The sequence below is a fragment of the Streptomyces thermolilacinus SPC6 genome (assembly GCF_000478605.2).
Taxonomy (GTDB): Bacteria; Actinomycetota; Actinomycetes; order Streptomycetales; family Streptomycetaceae; genus Streptomyces; species Streptomyces thermolilacinus.
The window spans coordinates 5,969,076-5,986,432 of the sequence record NZ_ASHX02000001.1; the positions used below are offsets into that span (position 1 = coordinate 5,969,076).

Annotated in this window: 14 protein-coding genes and 1 pseudogene; 7 read left to right on the forward strand and 8 right to left on the reverse strand. The window is 75.0% G+C overall.

Going from position 1 to position 17,357, the window contains the following annotated elements; genetic code table 11:
• Positions 1-11 precede the first annotated feature (11 nt).
• A complete protein-coding gene (locus J116_RS25930) occupies positions 12-2,003 on the forward strand; it encodes a serine/threonine-protein kinase (protein ID WP_023589998.1) in 1,992 nt (663 codons plus the stop codon).
• Positions 2,004-2,345: 342 nt separating this feature from the next.
• Here the strand turns inward: J116_RS25930 and J116_RS25935 are convergent, their stop codons facing one another.
• Positions 2,346-3,374, reverse strand: coding sequence for a LacI family DNA-binding transcriptional regulator (locus J116_RS25935; RefSeq protein ID WP_023589999.1), 1,029 nt, complete (start codon positions 3,372-3,374; stop codon positions 2,346-2,348).
• A 161-nt stretch (positions 3,375-3,535) separates the two neighbouring features.
• Here J116_RS25935 and J116_RS25940 point away from each other — a divergent pair, with 161 nt between their 5' ends.
• Positions 3,536-4,552 (forward strand): ROK family protein, encoded by a 1,017-nt coding sequence (locus tag J116_RS25940; RefSeq protein ID WP_023590000.1) that lies wholly within the window; start codon positions 3,536-3,538, stop codon positions 4,550-4,552.
• Positions 4,553-4,800: 248 nt separating this feature from the next.
• The gene (locus tag J116_RS25945; protein ID WP_023590001.1) at positions 4,801-5,469 is read left to right on the forward strand and encodes a dihydrofolate reductase family protein; all 669 of its coding nucleotides are present in this window, start codon (positions 4,801-4,803) and stop codon (positions 5,467-5,469) included.
• Positions 5,470-5,878: 409 nt separating this feature from the next.
• On the opposite strand, the gene J116_RS25950 is transcribed toward J116_RS25945, so the two are convergent.
• From J116_RS25950 to J116_RS25960, 3 genes and pseudogenes are all read right to left on the reverse strand, one after another.
• Complete coding sequence (locus J116_RS25950; protein ID WP_028964534.1) at positions 5,879-6,547, reverse strand: ABC transporter ATP-binding protein; 669 nt, start codon at positions 6,545-6,547, stop codon at positions 5,879-5,881.
• 36 nt (positions 6,548-6,583) lie between these two features.
• Positions 6,584-8,029: an ABC transporter permease gene (locus J116_RS25955; RefSeq protein ID WP_028964535.1), complete on the reverse strand. Its 1,446-nt coding sequence runs from the start codon at positions 8,027-8,029 to the stop codon at positions 6,584-6,586.
• Positions 8,030-8,739: 710 nt separating this feature from the next.
• A pseudogene (locus J116_RS25960) lies at positions 8,740-9,192 on the reverse strand (phosphatase domain-containing protein); the annotation flags it as partial.
• A 118-nt stretch (positions 9,193-9,310) separates the two neighbouring features.
• Between J116_RS25960 and J116_RS25965 the strand changes: the two are divergent.
• From J116_RS25965 to J116_RS29985, 3 genes are all read left to right on the forward strand, one after another.
• Positions 9,311-10,333: a DUF3048 domain-containing protein gene (locus J116_RS25965; protein ID WP_023590003.1), complete on the forward strand. Its 1,023-nt coding sequence runs from the start codon at positions 9,311-9,313 to the stop codon at positions 10,331-10,333.
• 193 nt (positions 10,334-10,526) lie between these two features.
• A complete protein-coding gene (locus J116_RS31105) occupies positions 10,527-11,567 on the forward strand; it encodes an NUDIX hydrolase (RefSeq protein ID WP_023590004.1) in 1,041 nt (346 codons plus the stop codon).
• Positions 11,568-11,795: 228 nt separating this feature from the next.
• Positions 11,796-11,972, forward strand: a complete 177-nt coding sequence (locus J116_RS29985) for a hypothetical protein (protein ID WP_161492129.1) — start codon at positions 11,796-11,798, stop codon at positions 11,970-11,972.
• A gap of 150 nt (positions 11,973-12,122) precedes the next feature.
• Here the strand turns inward: J116_RS29985 and J116_RS25980 are convergent, their stop codons facing one another.
• Together J116_RS25980 and J116_RS25985 are read right to left on the reverse strand one after the other, a co-directional pair.
• Positions 12,123-12,923, reverse strand: coding sequence for an MBL fold metallo-hydrolase (locus J116_RS25980; protein ID WP_023590005.1), 801 nt, complete (start codon positions 12,921-12,923; stop codon positions 12,123-12,125).
• Between the two features lie 68 nt (positions 12,924-12,991).
• The gene (locus J116_RS25985) at positions 12,992-14,368 is read right to left on the reverse strand and encodes a dipeptidase (protein WP_023590006.1); all 1,377 of its coding nucleotides are present in this window, start codon (positions 14,366-14,368) and stop codon (positions 12,992-12,994) included.
• Positions 14,369-14,541: 173 nt separating this feature from the next.
• Between J116_RS25985 and J116_RS25990 the strand changes: the two genes are divergently transcribed.
• On the forward strand, positions 14,542-15,783 hold the full coding sequence (locus tag J116_RS25990; RefSeq protein ID WP_023590007.1) for a geranylgeranyl reductase family protein: 1,242 nt from the start codon (positions 14,542-14,544) through the stop codon (positions 15,781-15,783).
• A 396-nt stretch (positions 15,784-16,179) separates the two neighbouring features.
• Here the strand turns inward: J116_RS25990 and J116_RS25995 are convergent, their stop codons facing one another.
• Positions 16,180-16,932 (reverse strand): maleylpyruvate isomerase family mycothiol-dependent enzyme, encoded by a 753-nt coding sequence (locus J116_RS25995; protein ID WP_023590008.1) that lies wholly within the window; start codon positions 16,930-16,932, stop codon positions 16,180-16,182.
• 40 nt (positions 16,933-16,972) lie between these two features.
• Positions 16,973-17,335 (reverse strand): SCO4225 family membrane protein, encoded by a 363-nt coding sequence (locus J116_RS26000; protein WP_023590009.1) that lies wholly within the window; start codon positions 17,333-17,335, stop codon positions 16,973-16,975.
• Positions 17,336-17,357 lie beyond the last annotated feature (22 nt).

A 17,357-nucleotide genomic window follows, 5' to 3' on the forward strand; every position in this document is an offset into this window, starting at 1 on the left:
GCGGGGCAGCGGTGTCCACGGGGGAACACGAACTGATCGCCGGCCGGTACAGGCCGGTGCGGCAGCTCGGGCGGGGCGGGATGGGCGTCGTCTGGCGCGCCCACGACGAGGTGCTCGGCCGCGAGGTGGCCGTCAAGGAACTGCGCACGTACACGGACTCGTCCGGGCCCGAACTGGCCGAGCTGCGCGTGCGGATGCAGCGGGAGGCCCGGGCCGCCGCGCGGGTCCGCCACCCCGGGGTCATCGCCGTCCACGACATCGCCGACCACGGGGGCCGCCCGGTCATCGTCATGGAACTGGTCGACGGACCGTCCCTCGCCGACGTGCTCACCGCACGCGGCGTCATGGACCCGCGCGAGGCCGCCCGGATCGGCGCCGAGGTCCTCGACGCGCTGGCCGCCGCCCACGCGGTGGGCGTCCTGCACCGCGACGTGAAGCCCGGCAACATCCTGCTGGACGCCACCGGCCGGGTCGTCCTCACCGACTTCGGCATCGCCGCCATGGAGGACCCCGGCGACGGCTCCACCACGCACCTCACCCGCAGCGGTGAACTCGTCGGCTCCCTCGACTACCTGGCGCCCGAGCGCGCCCAGGGCCAGGAACCCGGCCCCGGCTCCGACGTGTGGGCGCTCGGCGCGACCCTGTACGCGGCGGTCGAGGGCATGTCGCCGTTCCGCCGCACGTCCACGTGGTCCACGCTCACCGCCATCGTCGCCGAGCCCCTGCCCGAGCCGCGCAACGCCGGGCCGCTCGCCCCGGTGCTCCCGCGGCTGATGGCCAAGGACCCGGGCCACCGGCCGGACGCCTCCACGGCGGCCGCGTTCCTGCGGCAGGTCGCGGACGGTACGGGGCCGGGCGCGCCCGCCGCGTACGTGCCGACCGAGCGCACCACGCTGCCCCCGCGGGGCTTCGGCCCGCCGACCCCGGAGGCGCCCGGCTTCGGCCCGCCGCCCGGCGACGGGCACGGCTCCGGCGCGGTGCGCGGCGACGGACACGGCTTCGGGGCGCCGCGGGGCGGCCAGGGGTACGGCGGTACCGCGCCGGGCGGGGCGTACCCGGCCCCCGGCGGCCACGGGTACGGGTACGGCCCCGCTGACCCGGATCGGCCCGCCGAGCCGTCCGCCGCGCCCGGGCAGTACGTCCAGGCGCCGGGCCCCGGCCACGGCCACGGTCAGGGGCCCGGCCAGGTGGGCGGGCACACCGTGACGGCCGGTCACACTTCCGGCGGCTTCGGGCAGCCCGAGGGCCGCGGCGCGGCGGGGCCCGGGGGCCGTACCACCCGCGCGCAGGCGCGGGCCGAGGCGCGCAAGAGGCGGCCCGCGGCGCTGGTCGCGGCCGCCGTGGCCGCCGTCGTCCTGGCCGGTGGCGGCGTGACGTACGCCCTCATGGACGGCGAGGAGCCGACGGGCGGCGGTCAGGCACTCACGGGAGGCGAGGCGGGTGGCGCGGCCGGGCCCGTCGGCGACGACGGCATGTCCCTCGCCCCCGGCGCGGGCCCCTCCGCCTCCGCCGACGGCTGGCCGAGGGCCGAGCCCCGCCCCTCCGCGAGCGGAAGCGGCTCCGCCGCACCGTCGAAGTCGGCGACCACCCCCGGTACGGCCTCCGGCGGCGGTACGGGCGGCGGCCCTGAGACCGGCACCCGCTCGCCCTCCGGCGGGCCGACGGGCGCGGCTCCGACGGAGGGCGGCTCGTCGTCCACCGGCGGCGGAGCGGCGGAGGAACCGGTCTGTCACCCGATCGGCGGCGGCAAGTACAACTGCACCGTCTGGCGCACCGCCAACTCCTACCGGTCCGACGGCAGTCAGGCCGGAATCCTCAACGCCGGAACCAACTACTTCTACTGCCAGTCCGACCTCGGCCGCCGCGAGACGCACGGGGAGTGGACCAACGTCTGGTGGGCGAAGACCGACGACGACAGCGGCAACACCGGAGTGTGGTTCAGCGACGTCTACATCAAGGGCGGCGCCAACGACGCCCCGGTCCCGGGCCTGCCCTTCTGCTGAGCGGCCCGCCGGGCGGCGTACGCGCGCGGGTGCCTCGCCGGGCGGGGGAAGCCCGTGCGGCGGGCGCGCCCCGGCGGCCGGGTACGACGCCCGGACGGCCGGGTGCCTCGTAACGCGGGCGTGGGCCTGGTACGCGCCGGAGAAGCCGGAGGTGACCGGACGCGCCGCGCGCGGGTACGCCCAGCGCGGGTACGGCGTGCGGGCGGGCTCCGGCGGCCGGGTACGGCCCTGCGCGCGCTGGACGCCGCACGCGCGCCGATGCGCCGTACGCGCGGGAAGGATGCCGTACGCGGCCCGGTACGCCCTGGCCGCGCGGAGCGGCCGAACCCGACCCGGTTCGGCCTACGCGGGCGGGAGTTCGCCCGAGCCGCGCGGCACCAGGGTCGTCGCCAGTTCCACGCGCTCGGGCGCGTCGTGGAGGCCGTCCAGGCGGCGGAACAGCCGCTGCGCCGCCGTGCGGCCGAGCGCGGCGGCGTCCTGCGCGATGACCGTGATGCCGAGCAGGTCGGCCAGCTCGATGTCGTCGAAGCCGACCAGGGCGACCGGGCGGGTGCGCGGCGCCAGTTCCCGTACGACGGTCACCGTCACCCGGTTGTTGCCCGCGAACAGCGCCGTCACCGGCTCGGGGCCGGACAGCATCGCGGCGACCGCCTGCCGTACCCGCGCCGGTTCGGTGGAGCCCAGCGACACCCACGCCTCGTCCACGGGCAGCCCCGCCTCGGCCATCGCCGCCCGGTAGCCGCGCAGCCGCTCCACGGCCGTGTGGATGCGCGGCCGGTCGCCGATGAACCCGATCCTGCGATGGCCGTGCGCCACCAGGTGCGCGACCCCGGTGCGGGCGCCGCCGAAACTGTCGGACAGGACCGTGTCCGCCTCGATCCGGCCCGCCGGGCGGTCCACGAACACCGTCGCGACCCCCGCCCTGATCTCCGGCTCCAGATACCGGTGGTCGTCGCCCGCCGGAATCACGATCAGCCCGTCCACCCGGCGCGCGCACAGCGCCAGGGCCAGCTCCTGCTCCCGCTCCGGGTCCTCCGCGCTCGACCCGTTGATCAACAGGGCCCCGTGCGCGCGGGCCACCTCCTCCACGGCGCGGCTCAGCGGCCCGTAGAACGGGTCGGCGAGGTCCTCCAGGACGAGGCCGACCGAGGCGGTGCGCCCCTTGCGCAGCACCCGCGCGCTGTCGTTGCGGCGGAAACCGAGCGCCTCGATGGCCTCCTGGACGCGGCGCACGGTGTCGGGGGTGACGCCCGGCTCGCCGTTCACCACCCGCGAGACGGTCTTGAGGCCGACCCCCGCGCGGGCGGCGACGTCCTTCATGGTGGGCCGGTTGCCGTAGCGGTGGTCGGGGCGGCGGGCGGTGTCGGCCACGGTGTGTCGGTTCCTGTCCTGTCACGTCGTCGGGTGTGCGGGGGGTGTGGCGTCGAGCATAGGGCCTGGACAACGTTGTCAGATGGCGGAAGACTGAACAGGACAGCATGAGAACCCGCAGGTCCCATCGGGCCCGCGGACCTTCCGGGGGGAGCCGACGCATGCAGGAGCCGGACCCGGCGTCGGGCGGACCGGTCGGCCCGGCGACGGGGGGAGTCGCCGATCCGGCGTCGGGCGGAGCGGGTGCTTCGGCGTCGGCCGGACTCGTCGCCGCGCTCGACTTCGGCGGTACGAAGATCGCGGGCGCCCTCGTGGACGGCGCGGGCCGCATCCTCGTACGGGCCCTTCGCGCCACGCCCGCGCGGGAGGACGCCGAGACCGTGATGGGCGCCGTCGCCTCCGTACTCGCCGAGCTGACCGCCTCCCCGCTGTGGGGCCGGGTGGACGCGGTCGGTATCGGCAGCGCGGGCCCCGTGGACACGGCGACCGGTACGGTCAGCCCCGTCAACGTGCCCGCATGGCGCGGCTTCCCGCTGGCCGAACGGGTCCGGGCGCTCGTCGGCGGGCTGCCGGTCGCGCTCGTCGGCGACGGGGTCGCCATGACGGCCGCCGAACACTGGCGGGGCGCCGCCCGCGGCTACGACGACGCGCTGTGCCTGGTCGTGTCGACCGGGGTGGGCGGCGGGCTCGTCCTGGGCGGGCGGCCGCACCCGGGCCCCACCGGCAACGCGGGCCACATCGGGCACATCAGCGTGGACCTGGACGGTGACCCGTGCCCCTGCGGCGGGCGCGGCTGCGTGGAGCGCATCGCCAGCGGGCCGAACATCGCGCGCCGCGCCCTCGCGGCCGGGTGGCGCCCGGGGCCCGACGGCGACGCGACGGCCGCCGGTGTGGCGGTGGCGGCCCGCGCGGGGGACCCGGCGGCGCGTGCGGCGTACGAGCGTGCGGGGCGCGCCCTGGCGGCGGGCATCGCGGCGACGGCGACGCTGCTGGAGGTGCGGATCGCGGTCGTCGGCGGGGGAGTGGCGGGCGCGGGGGATGTCCTGTTCGGGCCGTTGCGGCAGGCGCTGCGCCAGTACGCGACGCTGTCCTTCACCCAGCGGCTGGAGGTGGTCCCCGCGAAGACGGGCACGGACGCGGGCCTCCTGGGCGCGGCAGCCGCGGCCCGCGGCCTCTGAGGGGCGGGGCGGCGGACGGGGCTGCGGCCATGGGCAGGTGCGCGGATCCGTGGGTGCCGGGCGCGGCGCACCGGCGGGCGGCCTGCCGGTCCGGACGCTCGTGGGCCCGAGGAGTACCGGAGAGGCCGCACCGCCCCGGACACTCGCGGTCGGCCCTCGGCGCCTTCGGAGGAAGAATGGGGCGTACACCGATGAGTTCCGCCTCCGCCTTCGGTCATCCTCCACACGGACACGAAGGAGCGAGAACCATGCCCAAGGTCTTCACCGCCGCCAGCATGTCCCTCGACGGATACGTCTCCGGTCCCGACGAGACCGGCTTCGACAAGCTGTTCGCGTGGTACGGGAACGGTGACGTCGTCATCGGGACCACGCACCCCGAGCTGACCTTCCACGTCACGGAGGTGAGCGCCACGCACTGGCGGCGGCTCGTCGCGGAGACCGGGGCGATCGTCGTCGGGCGGAAGCTGTTCGACCTCACCGACGGCTGGGGCGGCGAGCACCCGCTGGGCGTGCCGGTCGTCGTGGTCACGCACTCGGTGCCGGACGGCTGGCCGAAGGAAGGGGCACCGTTCCACTTCGTCACGGACGGCGGCACGGAGGGCATCGAGCGGGCGGTCGCGCTGGCCCGCGAACTGGCCGACGGCAAGGACGTCGCCGTCAACGCCGGGACCATCGCCCGGCAGTGCCTCGACGCCGGGCTGCTGGAGGAGGTCGCCATCGACCTGGTGCCCGTGCTGCTGGGCGGCGGGACGCCGTTCTTCACCGACCTCAAGAGCGCCCCGTACGACCTGGAGGGCCCGGTCTCCCTCGTCGAGGGCAAGCAGGTGACGCACCTGCGCTACCGAGTCCGGTACGCCCCGCCGACCCCGCGGGGGAACGCCCATGACGAGGCGGTTTCGTTCGCACCATCTGCTTGAGGCGGTCGATGCGCGGGCTTCGGGCGCGCGGCCGAGCTGCTGAGCCGGGAGCGGGTGGTGAGCAAGCAGACCGTGCCAGGGGGCCAGCACGGTCCCCCCCGAGGACGAGACGTCGGCGCGGTGAGCGGGGCACGCGGACGACGGTCAACGGTCCGTGGCCCCGTTGCCCGCGCGCGGCGGCCGCAGGCTGCAGCCCACGCCCCGGACGGTGTGATGAGCGGCGGGTCGAAACGGTCGGTCTTCCAGTCGGCACTATGTTCCGTTGTCCCACAAGGCCCCGGCATTCGCCGTCCCGTCATGGAGGCCATCCCGCACCGGGTCCGGCACGCCTGGACGTGTGGGACGCGCCGGATCCGGTGCGGGGCGAGGCGGGGCCGGTCAGAGGTGTGTCGTCGCGCTACGCGGGATGTCAGGACGACGACAGGGTGCCCTTGCGGAGCGTGACCGCCCGGGGCGCGTGCTCGGCCAGGTGGGAGTCGTGCGTGACCATGATGAAGGTGAGTCCGTCCTCCTTGCAGCGGGCCCGCAGGACGTCCATGATCTCGTCGCGGGTGGACTCGTCGAGGTTGCCCGTCGGCTCGTCCGCGAGCAGTACCCGCGGCTTCTTGACGAGTGCCCGGGCGATGGCCACCCGCTGCTGCTGGCCGCCGGACAGCTCGCTCGGCACGTGGCCCAGCCGCTCTCCCAGCCCGACCGAGGTGAGGGCCTCGGCGGCCCGCTCGCGCCGCTCCTTCGGCTTGACGCCCAGTGGTACGAGGGCGGTTTCGACGTTCTCCTGGGCGGTGAGTGTCGGAATGAGGTTGAAGCTCTGGAAGACGAAGCCGATCTTCTCGCTGCGCAGGCGGGTCAGACGGGCCTCGGACAGCTTCGCCAGGTCGACACCGTCGAGCAGCACGCTGCCGGAGGTCGGCCGGTCGAGGCCGCCGAGCATCTGCAACAGGGTCGACTTGCCGCCGCCGGTGGGGCCCTTGATGACCAGGTAGTCGCCGGCGGCGATGGTGAGGTCCACTCCGGCGAGCGCGTCGACGACGCCCTTGCCGCGGATGTAGCGCCGGGTGACGCCGGTGAGTTCGTACATGGTGTGGTTGCTCCTGCGGAGAGGGAAGAGGACCGGTCAGGCGACGCGGGAGAGAGCGTCGGCGGGGCGGAGCCGGGACGCACGCCACCCGCCGAAGGCCCCGGCGACGAGGCCGCCCGTGACGGCGAGACCGACGGCCAGGGTGATCATGGAGAGACTGACCGGTGCGGTGAGCACCACGTCCAGCGTCCGTGCGGCGGTCTCGCGTACGGCGCCGCCGGGGCCCCCGCCCATGCCGCCACCCGGCCCGCGCGCGCCGCCGCCGGATGCGCCCAGTTCCGCGGTGAGCGACGGCCCGAACGCGGTGACCGCCCATGCGCCGGCCAGGCCCAGCCCGATGCCCAGCGCGCCACCGACCAGGCCCGTCACGACGGCCTCGCCGACGACCTGCCCGGTGACCCGGCGCGAGCGCCAGCCCAGTGCCTTGAGGGTGCCGAACTCCCGGACGCGTCGGGCGACGGCGGACGAGGTGAGCAGACCGGCGACCAGGAACGCCGCGGCCAGGACCACCACGGACAGCCAGCGGCCGACCGTCTCGGCGAGGCCGGACGCGGTGGACAGGGACCCGGAGACGGTGTCCGCCAGGTCCTCGGAGGTGGTCACGGTGGCGTCCGGAACCGCCTTGAGCACCGCGGCTTCCACCGCACCGAGCCCCTGCGCGTCGTCGGCCTGCACGTAGACGGTGGTGATCTTGTCCTTGGCGTCGGCCAGGGCCTGCGCCTGGGCGAGCGGCAGGTAGACATTGGCGGCGGCGTCCCCGCTGGTCGCCGTGGCCACGCCGATGATCTCGAACTTCGTGCCGCTCACCGTGACCGTGTCACCGGTTCCGAGCTTCTTCTCCTTGGCGTACGCGCTGTCCACCACGGCCACCTTCGCCGACGTCTCGGACGTCTCGAAGCCGCGTCCGTCGGTGATCTCCGAGGAGGACAGCGGGCCCATCGCAGGATGCGTGACGTCCGTGCCGTACACGGTGAAGCTGTCGATGGAGAAGTCGGCGCCGCCGCCCGTCACGTCACCGGTCGGGCCGCTGTTCCGTCCACCGCCCGGCTGCTGCTGGAACTGGCCGCGGCTGAACTCGCCGTCGACCTTGACCACGTTGAGGCTGAGCCCGCCCACGGCGTTCGCCACACCGTCCGCCTTCGCCACGGCGGAGACGGTGGCGGCGTCCAGCGTCTGGAAGCCCTGCACCATGACCCGGTCGCTGCTCTGCCGCTCACCGTCCTCCCCGTCGCCACGCGCGTCGAAGCGGAACCGTGGCCGCTCGCCACCGGTCTCCGACGGTGGCTCCGGAGCCTTGGTGACGGTCATGTCGGTACCGAGCCCGTAGAGGGATTCCAGGACCTGGTCCTGGGCCCTCCCCATGCCGGTCGAGACAGCGTTGACCACGATGACAAGAGCGATACCGAGAGCCAGCCCGGAGGCGACGACCAGCGCCGACTTCCTCCGGCGGCGCAGCTCGCGGCGCAGATAGGTGAAGAACATGGGCCGCACGCTAGGCGGGTGGCCTGGCAACACCATGAGCGTTGGGTGAGAGAACGCTGAGATTCTCACCGGCAAGGACACTGCTCTTGGCCGGCGATGAGGTCGTTCGGGTCACCGGGCGGACCGGAGAAGGATGCCCGCGAAGTCGAGTCCAGCCAGGTAGGTGGTCGCGGTCTTCTCGTGGCGCGAGGCGATGCCGCACCGCTGCTTGAGGCGGTTGATGCACCGCTCGACGGTGTTGCGCTGTTTGTAGGTCTCGCGGTCGAAGGCCGGTGGCCTGCCGTCCCGGCTGCCCCGACGCAGCCGGTGGCTGCGCTGGTCCGCCGCGACGGCTACCAGGGACGACGAACGCGCCGTCCGCTACGAAGCGGCAGTGCTGGTCGTAGTCCTCAACGAGTGGCTCTCACCAGGTCTTCTGCGCTGGACGCCAGCGGCGGTTCTTTCGAACGTCGCGTCGGAACTGCTCGGAGCCGGCGCGCAGATCGATGTAGTCAGGGCGAGTGCCACACCGCGAGCAGCCCACTTCACTGCCTTCACCAGGATCTCGTCCGTCGGCGTCCTTCTTTCGACGACCGTACTCGCCCCTCGGGCTCCGGCACGGGGCCAGAAGGTTGCGCGGTTGGCACAGGGCGCGGTGGCACCCCCGGTGCGCGTTCCCCGCGTGCATCGCCGGACTGCGACAGGAGCCGAGGCTTTCGCAACCGGCCCTGGGCGCCGAAGCGGCGTGCGTACCGCTTCTGCCACGGTGTCTCCACCGCGCGCGGGTGGTAGTGGTGGCGTACCCACGCCACGGCCTCGTCCCTGGGGACACCGTCGAGGACGGCCAAGCAGGCCAGGGCCGTGCCCGTGCGGCCCCGGCCGCCGCCGCAGGCCAGCTCGACGCGCTCCACGGCCGCCCGCTCCCACGCCTCCGTCAGGACGGCGCGGGCCTCCGCCCGGTCCGCCGGGAGCCGGAAGTCCGGCCAGCGCAGCAGGCGGGACTCCCACGGCACCTGCGGCGGCCGGTCGCCCAGCAGATACACCGCGTACATCGGGGCCGGGCCGTTGGGCAGCGGGTGGCGCAGACCCCGGCCCCGCACCATCCGCCCGGACGGCAGACGCACGACGCCCGGGCCGTCCGGCGGCCACAGCGAGGGCGTCGCGTTCTCGGGGGAGAGGGCCATGGCGGCGACGATACCGGCCGCTCCGGCGCACAGGTGCCGCTATCACCGGGCTCGTGGTCGCACAGGTGTCGCCCTCTCCGCGTTCGTGGTGCACTTGAGGCAGGCAGGGAGCTTGACCGTGGCTGCGTCGGTATCGCGAAGACCGGTCGGCATCGCCATCGCCGTGGTGGCGGCCGTCGCGGTCGCCCTCGCCCTCCTGCTGGGCCGCTGCGGCACCGACGGGCCCCCACTCACCACCCCGACGACGAGCACGCCGCCCTCCGCGACCCCCTCCGACCGGCCGACCGGCCCCCGGGTCTCGCCGTTCACCGGACTGCCGGGCCGCACCGGCCCCGTACTCGCCGTGAAGATCGACAACGTGCGCGCGGCCCGGCCGCACACCGGTCTCGGCGCCGCCGACCTCGTGTATGTCGAGCAGGTCGAGGCGGGCCTCACCCGGTTCCTCGCCGTGTACGCCTCCCAGCAGCCGCCCCGCGTCGGCCCGGTCCGCAGCGCGCGCGAGTCCGACGTGGAGCTGCTCCGCCAGTTCGGGCGCCCGGCCCTGGCGTACTCCGGGGTGCGCAGCGCCCTGAAGGGCTTCCTCCAGGACGCGCCGCTGTACGCGCTGCCGCCCGAGCGTGCCCCCGCCGCGTACGTCCGCGACCCCGGCCGCCCCGCCCCGCACAACCTCTACCTGCGCCCCGAACGGGCCCTGGCCGCCGCGCCCGACGCCACGGCGGCCCGCGACATCGGCTTCCGCTTCGGCGCGGCCCCGCCCGGCGGGCGCGAGGTGGACGAGCACACCGTCCGGTTCCCCGCCGCCCGCTACACCTTCACCTGGTCCTCGGACGGCGGGCGCTGGCTGGTCTCGCTGGACGGCGCGCCCGCCCGCACCACCGACGGCGGGCGCGTCGGCGCGAAGACGGTCGTCGTCCAGTACGTCACGGTGCGCCCCTCCGCGTACGCGGACCGGGGCGGGAACGTCACCCCGTACACCGAGACCGTCGGCTCCGGCACCGCGCTGGTGCTGCGCGACGGCAAGGCCCACGACGCCCGCTGGAGCCGCCCCTCGGCCACCGGCGGCACCTCCTTCACCACCCCGTCCGGCACGCCCCTCGCCTTCGCGCCGGGCCAGGTCTGGGTCGTCCTCGCCGCCCGCTGACCCCTCCCGCCGGGCCGCGCACCCTACCGCCGGATTCGGCCAACCCGGCCCGGGTTAATGGCCTGTGCCCGTGTCCGCCTCCGGTGGGAAACCCCGAGTGTCCCGGAGCGTTACGGCCACCCGTCCGGAACGCGGGTTTCCGTGGCAGGGTGTTGCGGGCAAGCCACTGGGGGCCAACGGAAGAGGGGGAACCGTGATCGTCTGGATCAACGGTGCGTTCGGGGCGGGCAAGAGCAGTACCGCGCGCGAACTGATCGACCTGATCCCGAACAGCACGCTGTACGACCCGGAGCTGATCGGCGGCGCGCTGCCGATGCTGCTGCCGCCCGACCGGCTCTCCGGCACCGGCGACTACCAGGACCTGCGCATCTGGCGGCGCCTCGTCGTGGACGCGGCGGCGGCGCTCCTCGCCGAGGTGGGCGGGGTGCTGGTCGTGCCGATGACGGTGCTGCGCCAGGAGTACCGCGACGAGATCTTCGGCGGCCTCGCCTCCCGCAGGATCGCCGTACGGCATGTCGTCCTCACCCCTGAGGAAACGATTCTGCGCGCTCGGATCGCGGGACGCGAGGAGTACCCCGGCGACCCGGCGGCGAGCGCGCGGGTCAGGGAGTGGGCACTCGGCCACATCGCGCCCTACCGGGCCGCGCTCGACGGCTGGCTCGCCGCCGACGCGTACGCCGTCGACAACGGCTCCCTCACGCCGGAGGCGACGGCGAAGGTGATCGCGGACGCGGTGCGCACCGGCGAGGCCGGCTCCTGCGGGATCGTCCAGACCCCCGAGCCGACGGGCGAGACCCTCGCGGCCGGGGTGCTGCTCTTCGACGACCAGGACCGGGTGCTGCTGGTCGATCCGACGTACAAGCCGGGGTGGGAGTTCCCCGGCGGGGTGGTCGAGCGGGGCGAGGCGCCCGCGCGTGCGGCGGTGCGCGAGGTCGCCGAGGAGACGGGGCTGGAACTGGCGGCCGTTCCGAAGCTGCTGGTGGTGGACTGGGAGCCGCCGAAGCCGCCCGCGTACGGCGGACTGCGGCTCCTCTTCGACGGCGGGCGGCTCACGGGCGCGCAGGCCGACAGGGTGCTGCTGCCGGGCTCCGAGCTGCGCGGGTGGCGCTTCGCGACGGAGGCGGAGGCGGCGCACATGCTGCCCCCGGTCCGGTACGAGCGCCTCCGCTGGGCCCTGCGCGCCCGCGAACGCGGCACGGTACTGAACCTGGAGGCGGGCGTCCCGGTGGGGTGAGTGGGGGCCGGGCGGTGGAGCCCGGCGGACGGGGCGGGGCGGTCGGACGGGGGACCGCCGGCGTGACGGGGATCGTTGTCAGACGCTGTCGGCAGCATCGCCGTTCTGAACGCCGTGTTCACCACCCCGCCGAGGCCGGTCGACATCACCGCGTTCTTCCCTCAGCCGGCCCGCCTGCCCCGAGTGCGGCACCGAGCGGGTCCCGCTCCTCGCCATCGCCTCCTTGGAATGGGACGGCCGCAGCGGGGCCTGGATCGCCGAGGAGGACCGGACGGACCCGTCCCCGCATCCCCTGGGCGCCCAGGACGGGACATCACCTTGATCGACATCGTCGGCGGCTGCAACCTCCAGCTCCACGTCTGCCCGGTGGACCCGTCCCACCCCCACCTCGAACTGGTCCAGTGAGCCCCTGCGGAAGTCCTCCCCGCCGACGCGCACGCCACAACGGGAACCGCGATCGGCTCTCCAGTCAGCTGCCCTGGCCCACTACCAGATGATCCGAACGACGGCCCCGGGCGACCACCGTGTACGCCCCCGCCGGCTGAGCCCCGCCGTCTACGCCTCGGCCGCCTCCGCCGCCGTGCGCAAGGAGGTCGCGGCGTCGGCCGTCACCGGGTCGCCGTGACCGCAGCACACCGCCCGCAGCGGGGCGAGGCGGGCCAGTCGGCGCATCGACTCCACCGCAGCCGCGCGGTCCACGTGGAAGACGCCCAGGCTCACCCCGAAGACCGACGCCACGGTGTCCCCCGACAGCAGCACGCCGTGGAGCGGCAGATGGACGGCGACCGAACCGGGTGTATGGCCCGGCGTGTGCACCACGTGGGCGCCGCCGCCGAAGTCCAGTACGTCGCCGTCCTCCAGCTCCCGGTCCACGCGGGTGGGCGGCGCCTCGGGCGTGGTGAGGCCGTGCTCGTACAGCGGGAGCTCCCACTCCAGCAGGTCCGGCTCGGGCACCGGCGCCTCCCCGCGCACCACCGGCGCGTCCAGCCGGTGCGCGAGGACCTCGGCGCCGTACCGCTCCGCGAGCGCCTCCGCCGCGCCGACGTGGTCGCGGTGGCAGTGGGTGAGGACGATCCGCCGCAGCCGCGCGTCCGGGCCGCCGATCTCGTGCAACGCCCGTACCACGGCGTCCTCGGCGCCCGCCCAGCCCGCGTCCACCAGCGTCAGCGAGCCGCCGCGCCCTGCGGAGCCGCTGGTCCCGTCCGGGCCGCCGTGGCCGTCCCGGTCGGCGGGGGCCGGGTCGTGCCAGACGTACGCCTGGCCGATCGGGAAGCGGAGCATGTGCAGCCCGGGCACGACCGGGACCACGGCGACGGCGGGCTCGTCGGAAGGGCGCGTACGCGGTTCGGGAGTCATGGCCCGACGGTAAGGGGACGGCCACACCCGGGCCGCCCCCTTGCGCTCTTGGCGAATCAGCTCAGAGCTCAACCCCGCTTCGAACGCGCGTAGTTCCGCAGGAACAGCGCCTCGGCGACCGACATCCGCTCCAGCTCCTCGGGCGACACGCTCTCGTTCACCGCGTGGATCTGCGCCTCCGGCTCGCTCAGCCCGATCAGCAGGATCTCCGCCTGCGGGTACAGCGCGCCCAGCGTGCTGCACAGCGGGATGGAGCCGCCCATGCCCGCGGCCTGCATCTCCTCGCCCGGGTACGCCACGGCCAGCGCCTCCGCCATCGACGTGTACGCCGGGCTCGCCACGTCCGCCTGGAACGGCTGGCCCTGCCCGACCTGCTCCACCGTCACCCGCGCGCCCCACGGGGTGTGCGCCTGGAGGTGGGCGGTGAGCAGCTTCGTCGCCTCGGCGGCGTCCTGGCCGGGCGGCACCCGCAGGCTGATCTGCGCCCGGGCGGTGGCCTGCACGGACGGCGTGGCGCCCACGACCGGCGGGCAGTCGATGCCGATCACCGTGACGGCGGGGCGCGCCCACAGCCGGTCCGCGACGGTGCCGGAGCCGATCAGCTCCACCCCGTCCAGCACCCTGGCGTCCCGCCGGAAGTCCTCCTCGGAGTACTGCAGGCCCTGCCACTCCGCGTCCGCCGCGAGCCCGTCCACGGTGGTCGAACCGTCCTCGGCGCGCAGCGAGTCCAGTACGCGGATGAGCGCGGCCAGCGCGTCCGGCGCGGCTCCGCCGAACTGGCCCGAGTGCAGGTTCCCCGCGAGCGTGTCCACCTGGACGCGCAGCATCGTCATGCCGCGCAGCGAAGCCGTGACGGTCGGCAGGCCGACGCGGAAGTTGCCCGTGTCGCCGATGACGATCGCGTCGGCGGTCAGCAGCTCGGGGTGCGCCTCCGCGTACCGCTCGAGGCCGCCGGTGCCCTGCTCCTCGGAGCCCTCCACGATCACCTTCACGCCGACCGGGACGCCGCCGTTCGCCTTCAGGGCGCGCAGCGCCAGCAGGTGCATGATGAACCCGCCCTTGCAGTCGGCGGCGCCGCGCCCGTACCAGCGGCCGTCCCGCTCGGTCAGCTCGAACGGCGGCGAGTCCCAGCCGGCCAGGTCCAGCGGCGGCTGCACGTCGTAGTGCGCGTACAGCAGCACGGTCGGGGCGCCCTCGGGCCCGGGCAGGTAGCCGTACACGGACTGGCTGCCGTCCGGCGTGTCGAAGACGGACACGTCGGTGAAGCCCTCGCTGCGCAGGGCGTCCGCCACCCACGTGGCGGCGGCCTCGCACTCGCTCCTCGGGAACTGGGCCGGGTCCGCCACAGACTGGAACGCCACGAGCTCCGTGAGCTCCGCCTTGGCGCGGGACATCAGCGAGGCGACGGTGGCGGCGATCGGCTCGGCGATCGGCTGGGCGGTCATGGTCACGCTCCTGGTGGGTGCGACATCGGTACGTCGGATCGGTACGTCGGCGCGCGCCGCGGGTGTGCGCGGCGAACGCGGGTCCGATCCTCGCACAAGGCACTGACGGCGAAGCCCCGTAGGATGCGGACGAGAGCGAGGATCGCGGTCGGGACCGGGAGCGGAAGCACATCGTGAGCAGCGAGAACGTGTGGGATGTCGTCGTGGTCGGCGCGGGGCCGGCCGGAGCGTCCGCGGCCTATGCCGCGGCAGTCGCGGGCCGCCGTGTGCTGCTCCTGGAGAAGGCCGAACTGCCCCGCTACAAGACATGCGGCGGAGGCATCATCGGCCCGTCGCGGGATGCCCTGCCGCCCGGCTTCGAACTGCCGCTGCGGGACCGGGTGCACGCCGTGACGTTCTCGCTGAACGGCCGCTTCGCCCGTACGCGTCGCTCGAAGCGGATGCTGTTCGGGCTGGTCAACCGGCCCGAGTTCGACCAGCGGCTGGTGGAGCACGCCCGCGAGGCCGGTGCCGAGGTGCGGACGGGCGTCGCGGTGGCGCGGGTCGAGCAGCACGGCGCCGCGGTGCCGGACCGGCGTACCGTCGCCGTCGTCCTCGCCGACGGCGAGACGGTCCTCGCGCGGTCCGTGGTCGGCGCGGACGGCAGCGCCAGCCGCATAGGCGCGCACGTCGGCGTCAAGACCGACCAGGTGGACCTGGGCCTGGAGGCCGAGATCCCGGTGCCGCCGTCCGTGGCGGAGGACTGGGCGGGCCGGGTCCTCATCGACTGGGGCCCCATGCCGGGCAGTTACGGCTGGGTGTTCCCCAAGGGCGACACGCTGACGGTCGGCGTGATCTCCGCGCGCGGAGAGGGCGCCGCGACCAGGCGGTACCTGGACGACTTCGTGGCCCGCCTCGGTCTCGCCGGGTTCGAACCGGCGATCTCCTCCGGGCATCTGACCCGCTGCCGCAGCGACGACTCGCCGCTCTCCCGCGGCAGGGTCATCGTCTGCGGGGACGCGGCCGGGCTGCTGGAGCCGTGGACCCGCGAGGGCATCTCCTTCGCGCTGCGCTCCGGCCGCCTCGCGGGGGAGTGGGCGGTCCGCATCGCCGAGGCCCACGACGCGGTCGAGGCACGCCGCCAGGCGCTCAACTACGCGTTCGCCATCAAGGCCGGGCTCGGCGTCGAGATGGCGGTGGGGCGGCGGATGCTCGCCGTCTTCGAGCGGCGTCCCGGGCTGCTGCACGCCGCGATCACCGGGCTGCGCCCGGCGTGGCGGGCGTTCACGGAGATCACGCGCGGCGCGACGACGCTGGCGGGCATCGTCCGCACGAACACGGTCGCCCGCCGCGCCATGGAAACCCTGGACCGCCGTCACCCGGAGACCCCCCAGGAGCGGGAACCCGAGGCCGAGCGGGCCGCGCGGGAGGGCTGAGGAGCCGTACGGGGCCGCGCTGTGCGTCGGCGCGGTGCCGCGGCCGGACCTGGCTGCTCCGGCGTCGCCCGCCGGGGCGTCGTGGACCGCTACCGGTCGAAGCGTCCTCGCGGCCGGGCCCGCCGCGGCCCGCCACGACGATCGCCGCCCGCACTGATCGTGGACGCGTACGCCGCGGTGGGACGCGTCGCGGCGGGACCAGGCCGTACGAGCGGTACGCCTCCCCGTACGACCCGCACCCCGTCGGCGTACGACCCGCACCCCGTTCCGTACGACGCCGGGAGTACGCGTCGCCACCACGCCGGGGTGACGCGAGGTCCGGGCGGGCGCGTCCAGCGTGGTGGGCATGGACCACCAGCGCGGAGACCTGACCGGCGCGGGAGCCCGCCGGGTGCGTCACCACGTCACGGCCGAGGTCTCCCGCCAGAGGCGGGCCAGGCGGTCGTCGCCGGTGACCGTGACGGCCGGGGTCCCGGCGGGCAGGCGGTTCCAGAGCGACAGGTACAGCGCCTCGGCGGGGCCGGTCAGCTCGCATTCGGCAGGGCCGTCGGCGGTGCGCGTGGTGCGGGGCGCGTCGGCCGACAGGGTGACGGTCCACACGTCGTCCGTGTCCGTCGTACGGACCCTCAGCGCGCCGGGCGGGTCCGTGCGGACGCGGCTCTTGTCCCGGCCGTGGAAGCCGCACAGCAACTCGTCGATCCCGTCGGCGGCCAGCTCCGGCGCGACCGGCGAGCGGCCCGCAACCAGGCCCAGCGCCGACTCGGCGTCCACCCGGTGCACGGTCGTCTCGTGCGCCTGGCGCCGTGCCCAGAAGGCCGGCGGCGAGGGGGCGGGAAGGAACGTCCAGCACTCCAGGGAGTCGGGCGCGCCGCTCAGCGCGGCGACGAGCAGGTCGTGGCCCTCCCGGTACCAGTCGAGCAGCGCGGCGCCGTCGAGGTCGGGCTCACCGCCGCCGGGGCGGTACGAGGTGTGGCCGTCGGCGACGAACGCGGTCGCCCAGCGGTGCACCATGCCGGTGTGCCGCAGCAGGTCCCGCACGGTCCAGCCGGGGCAGCTTCGGACCTCCGCGTCGCTGCCCGCCTGTTCGGCGGCGTCGGCCAGCAACTGGCCCTCGCGTGCGAGGTGCTTGATGTGCTCGGCAGTCTCCATGCCGGGATTCTGCCATCGGGCCCCGCGCCTCTACCGCGTCTCAACCGCGTCGCGGGCGCGGCCGGTGACGCGCGCTGTGGGTGGCCAGGCGGGCGAGCGCGCCGACCGCGAGGGACTGGAGGAGCACCGACACGCCGAACGCCGCCCAGAGGAACCACGACGACTCGATCAGGCCGTCCCCGGCCAGCTCCCCGCCCGCCAGCAGGACCAGCATCGTCGGAGCGGCCACCGCTATCAGCCCGAGGGCGGCGAACGACGCGTCCTCGTGCTCGGTGAACCACAGGTCGCGGACCACCAGGGCGGTCACCGCGGCGACGACCGCCAGGTACACGCCGGACGCGACGTTGCCGAAGGCGAGCCGCGCGAAGGCGCGCAGGGCGGTGACCGGCTGGTTCGGACTCATGTGGGGCTCCCGGGGTCGCAGG

Coding starts and splice junctions, on each gene's coding strand:
- J116_RS26000 (WP_023590009.1), bottom strand. CDS start 17,335: ATGAGTCCGAACCAGCCGGTCACCGCCCTGCGCGCCTTCGCGCGGCTC.
- J116_RS25940 (WP_023590000.1), top strand. CDS start 3,536: ATGCAGGAGCCGGACCCGGCGTCGGGCGGACCGGTCGGCCCGGCGACG.
- J116_RS25995 (WP_023590008.1), bottom strand. CDS start 16,932: ATGGAGACTGCCGAGCACATCAAGCACCTCGCACGCGAGGGCCAGTTG.
- J116_RS25945 (WP_023590001.1), top strand. CDS start 4,801: ATGCCCAAGGTCTTCACCGCCGCCAGCATGTCCCTCGACGGATACGTC.
- J116_RS29985 (WP_161492129.1), top strand. CDS start 11,796: ATGGGACGGCCGCAGCGGGGCCTGGATCGCCGAGGAGGACCGGACGGA.
- J116_RS25950 (WP_028964534.1), bottom strand. CDS start 6,547: ATGTACGAACTCACCGGCGTCACCCGGCGCTACATCCGCGGCAAGGGC.
- J116_RS25985 (WP_023590006.1), bottom strand. CDS start 14,368: ATGACCGCCCAGCCGATCGCCGAGCCGATCGCCGCCACCGTCGCCTCG.
- J116_RS25980 (WP_023590005.1), bottom strand. CDS start 12,923: ATGACTCCCGAACCGCGTACGCGCCCTTCCGACGAGCCCGCCGTCGCC.
- J116_RS25955 (WP_028964535.1), bottom strand. CDS start 8,029: ATGTTCTTCACCTATCTGCGCCGCGAGCTGCGCCGCCGGAGGAAGTCG.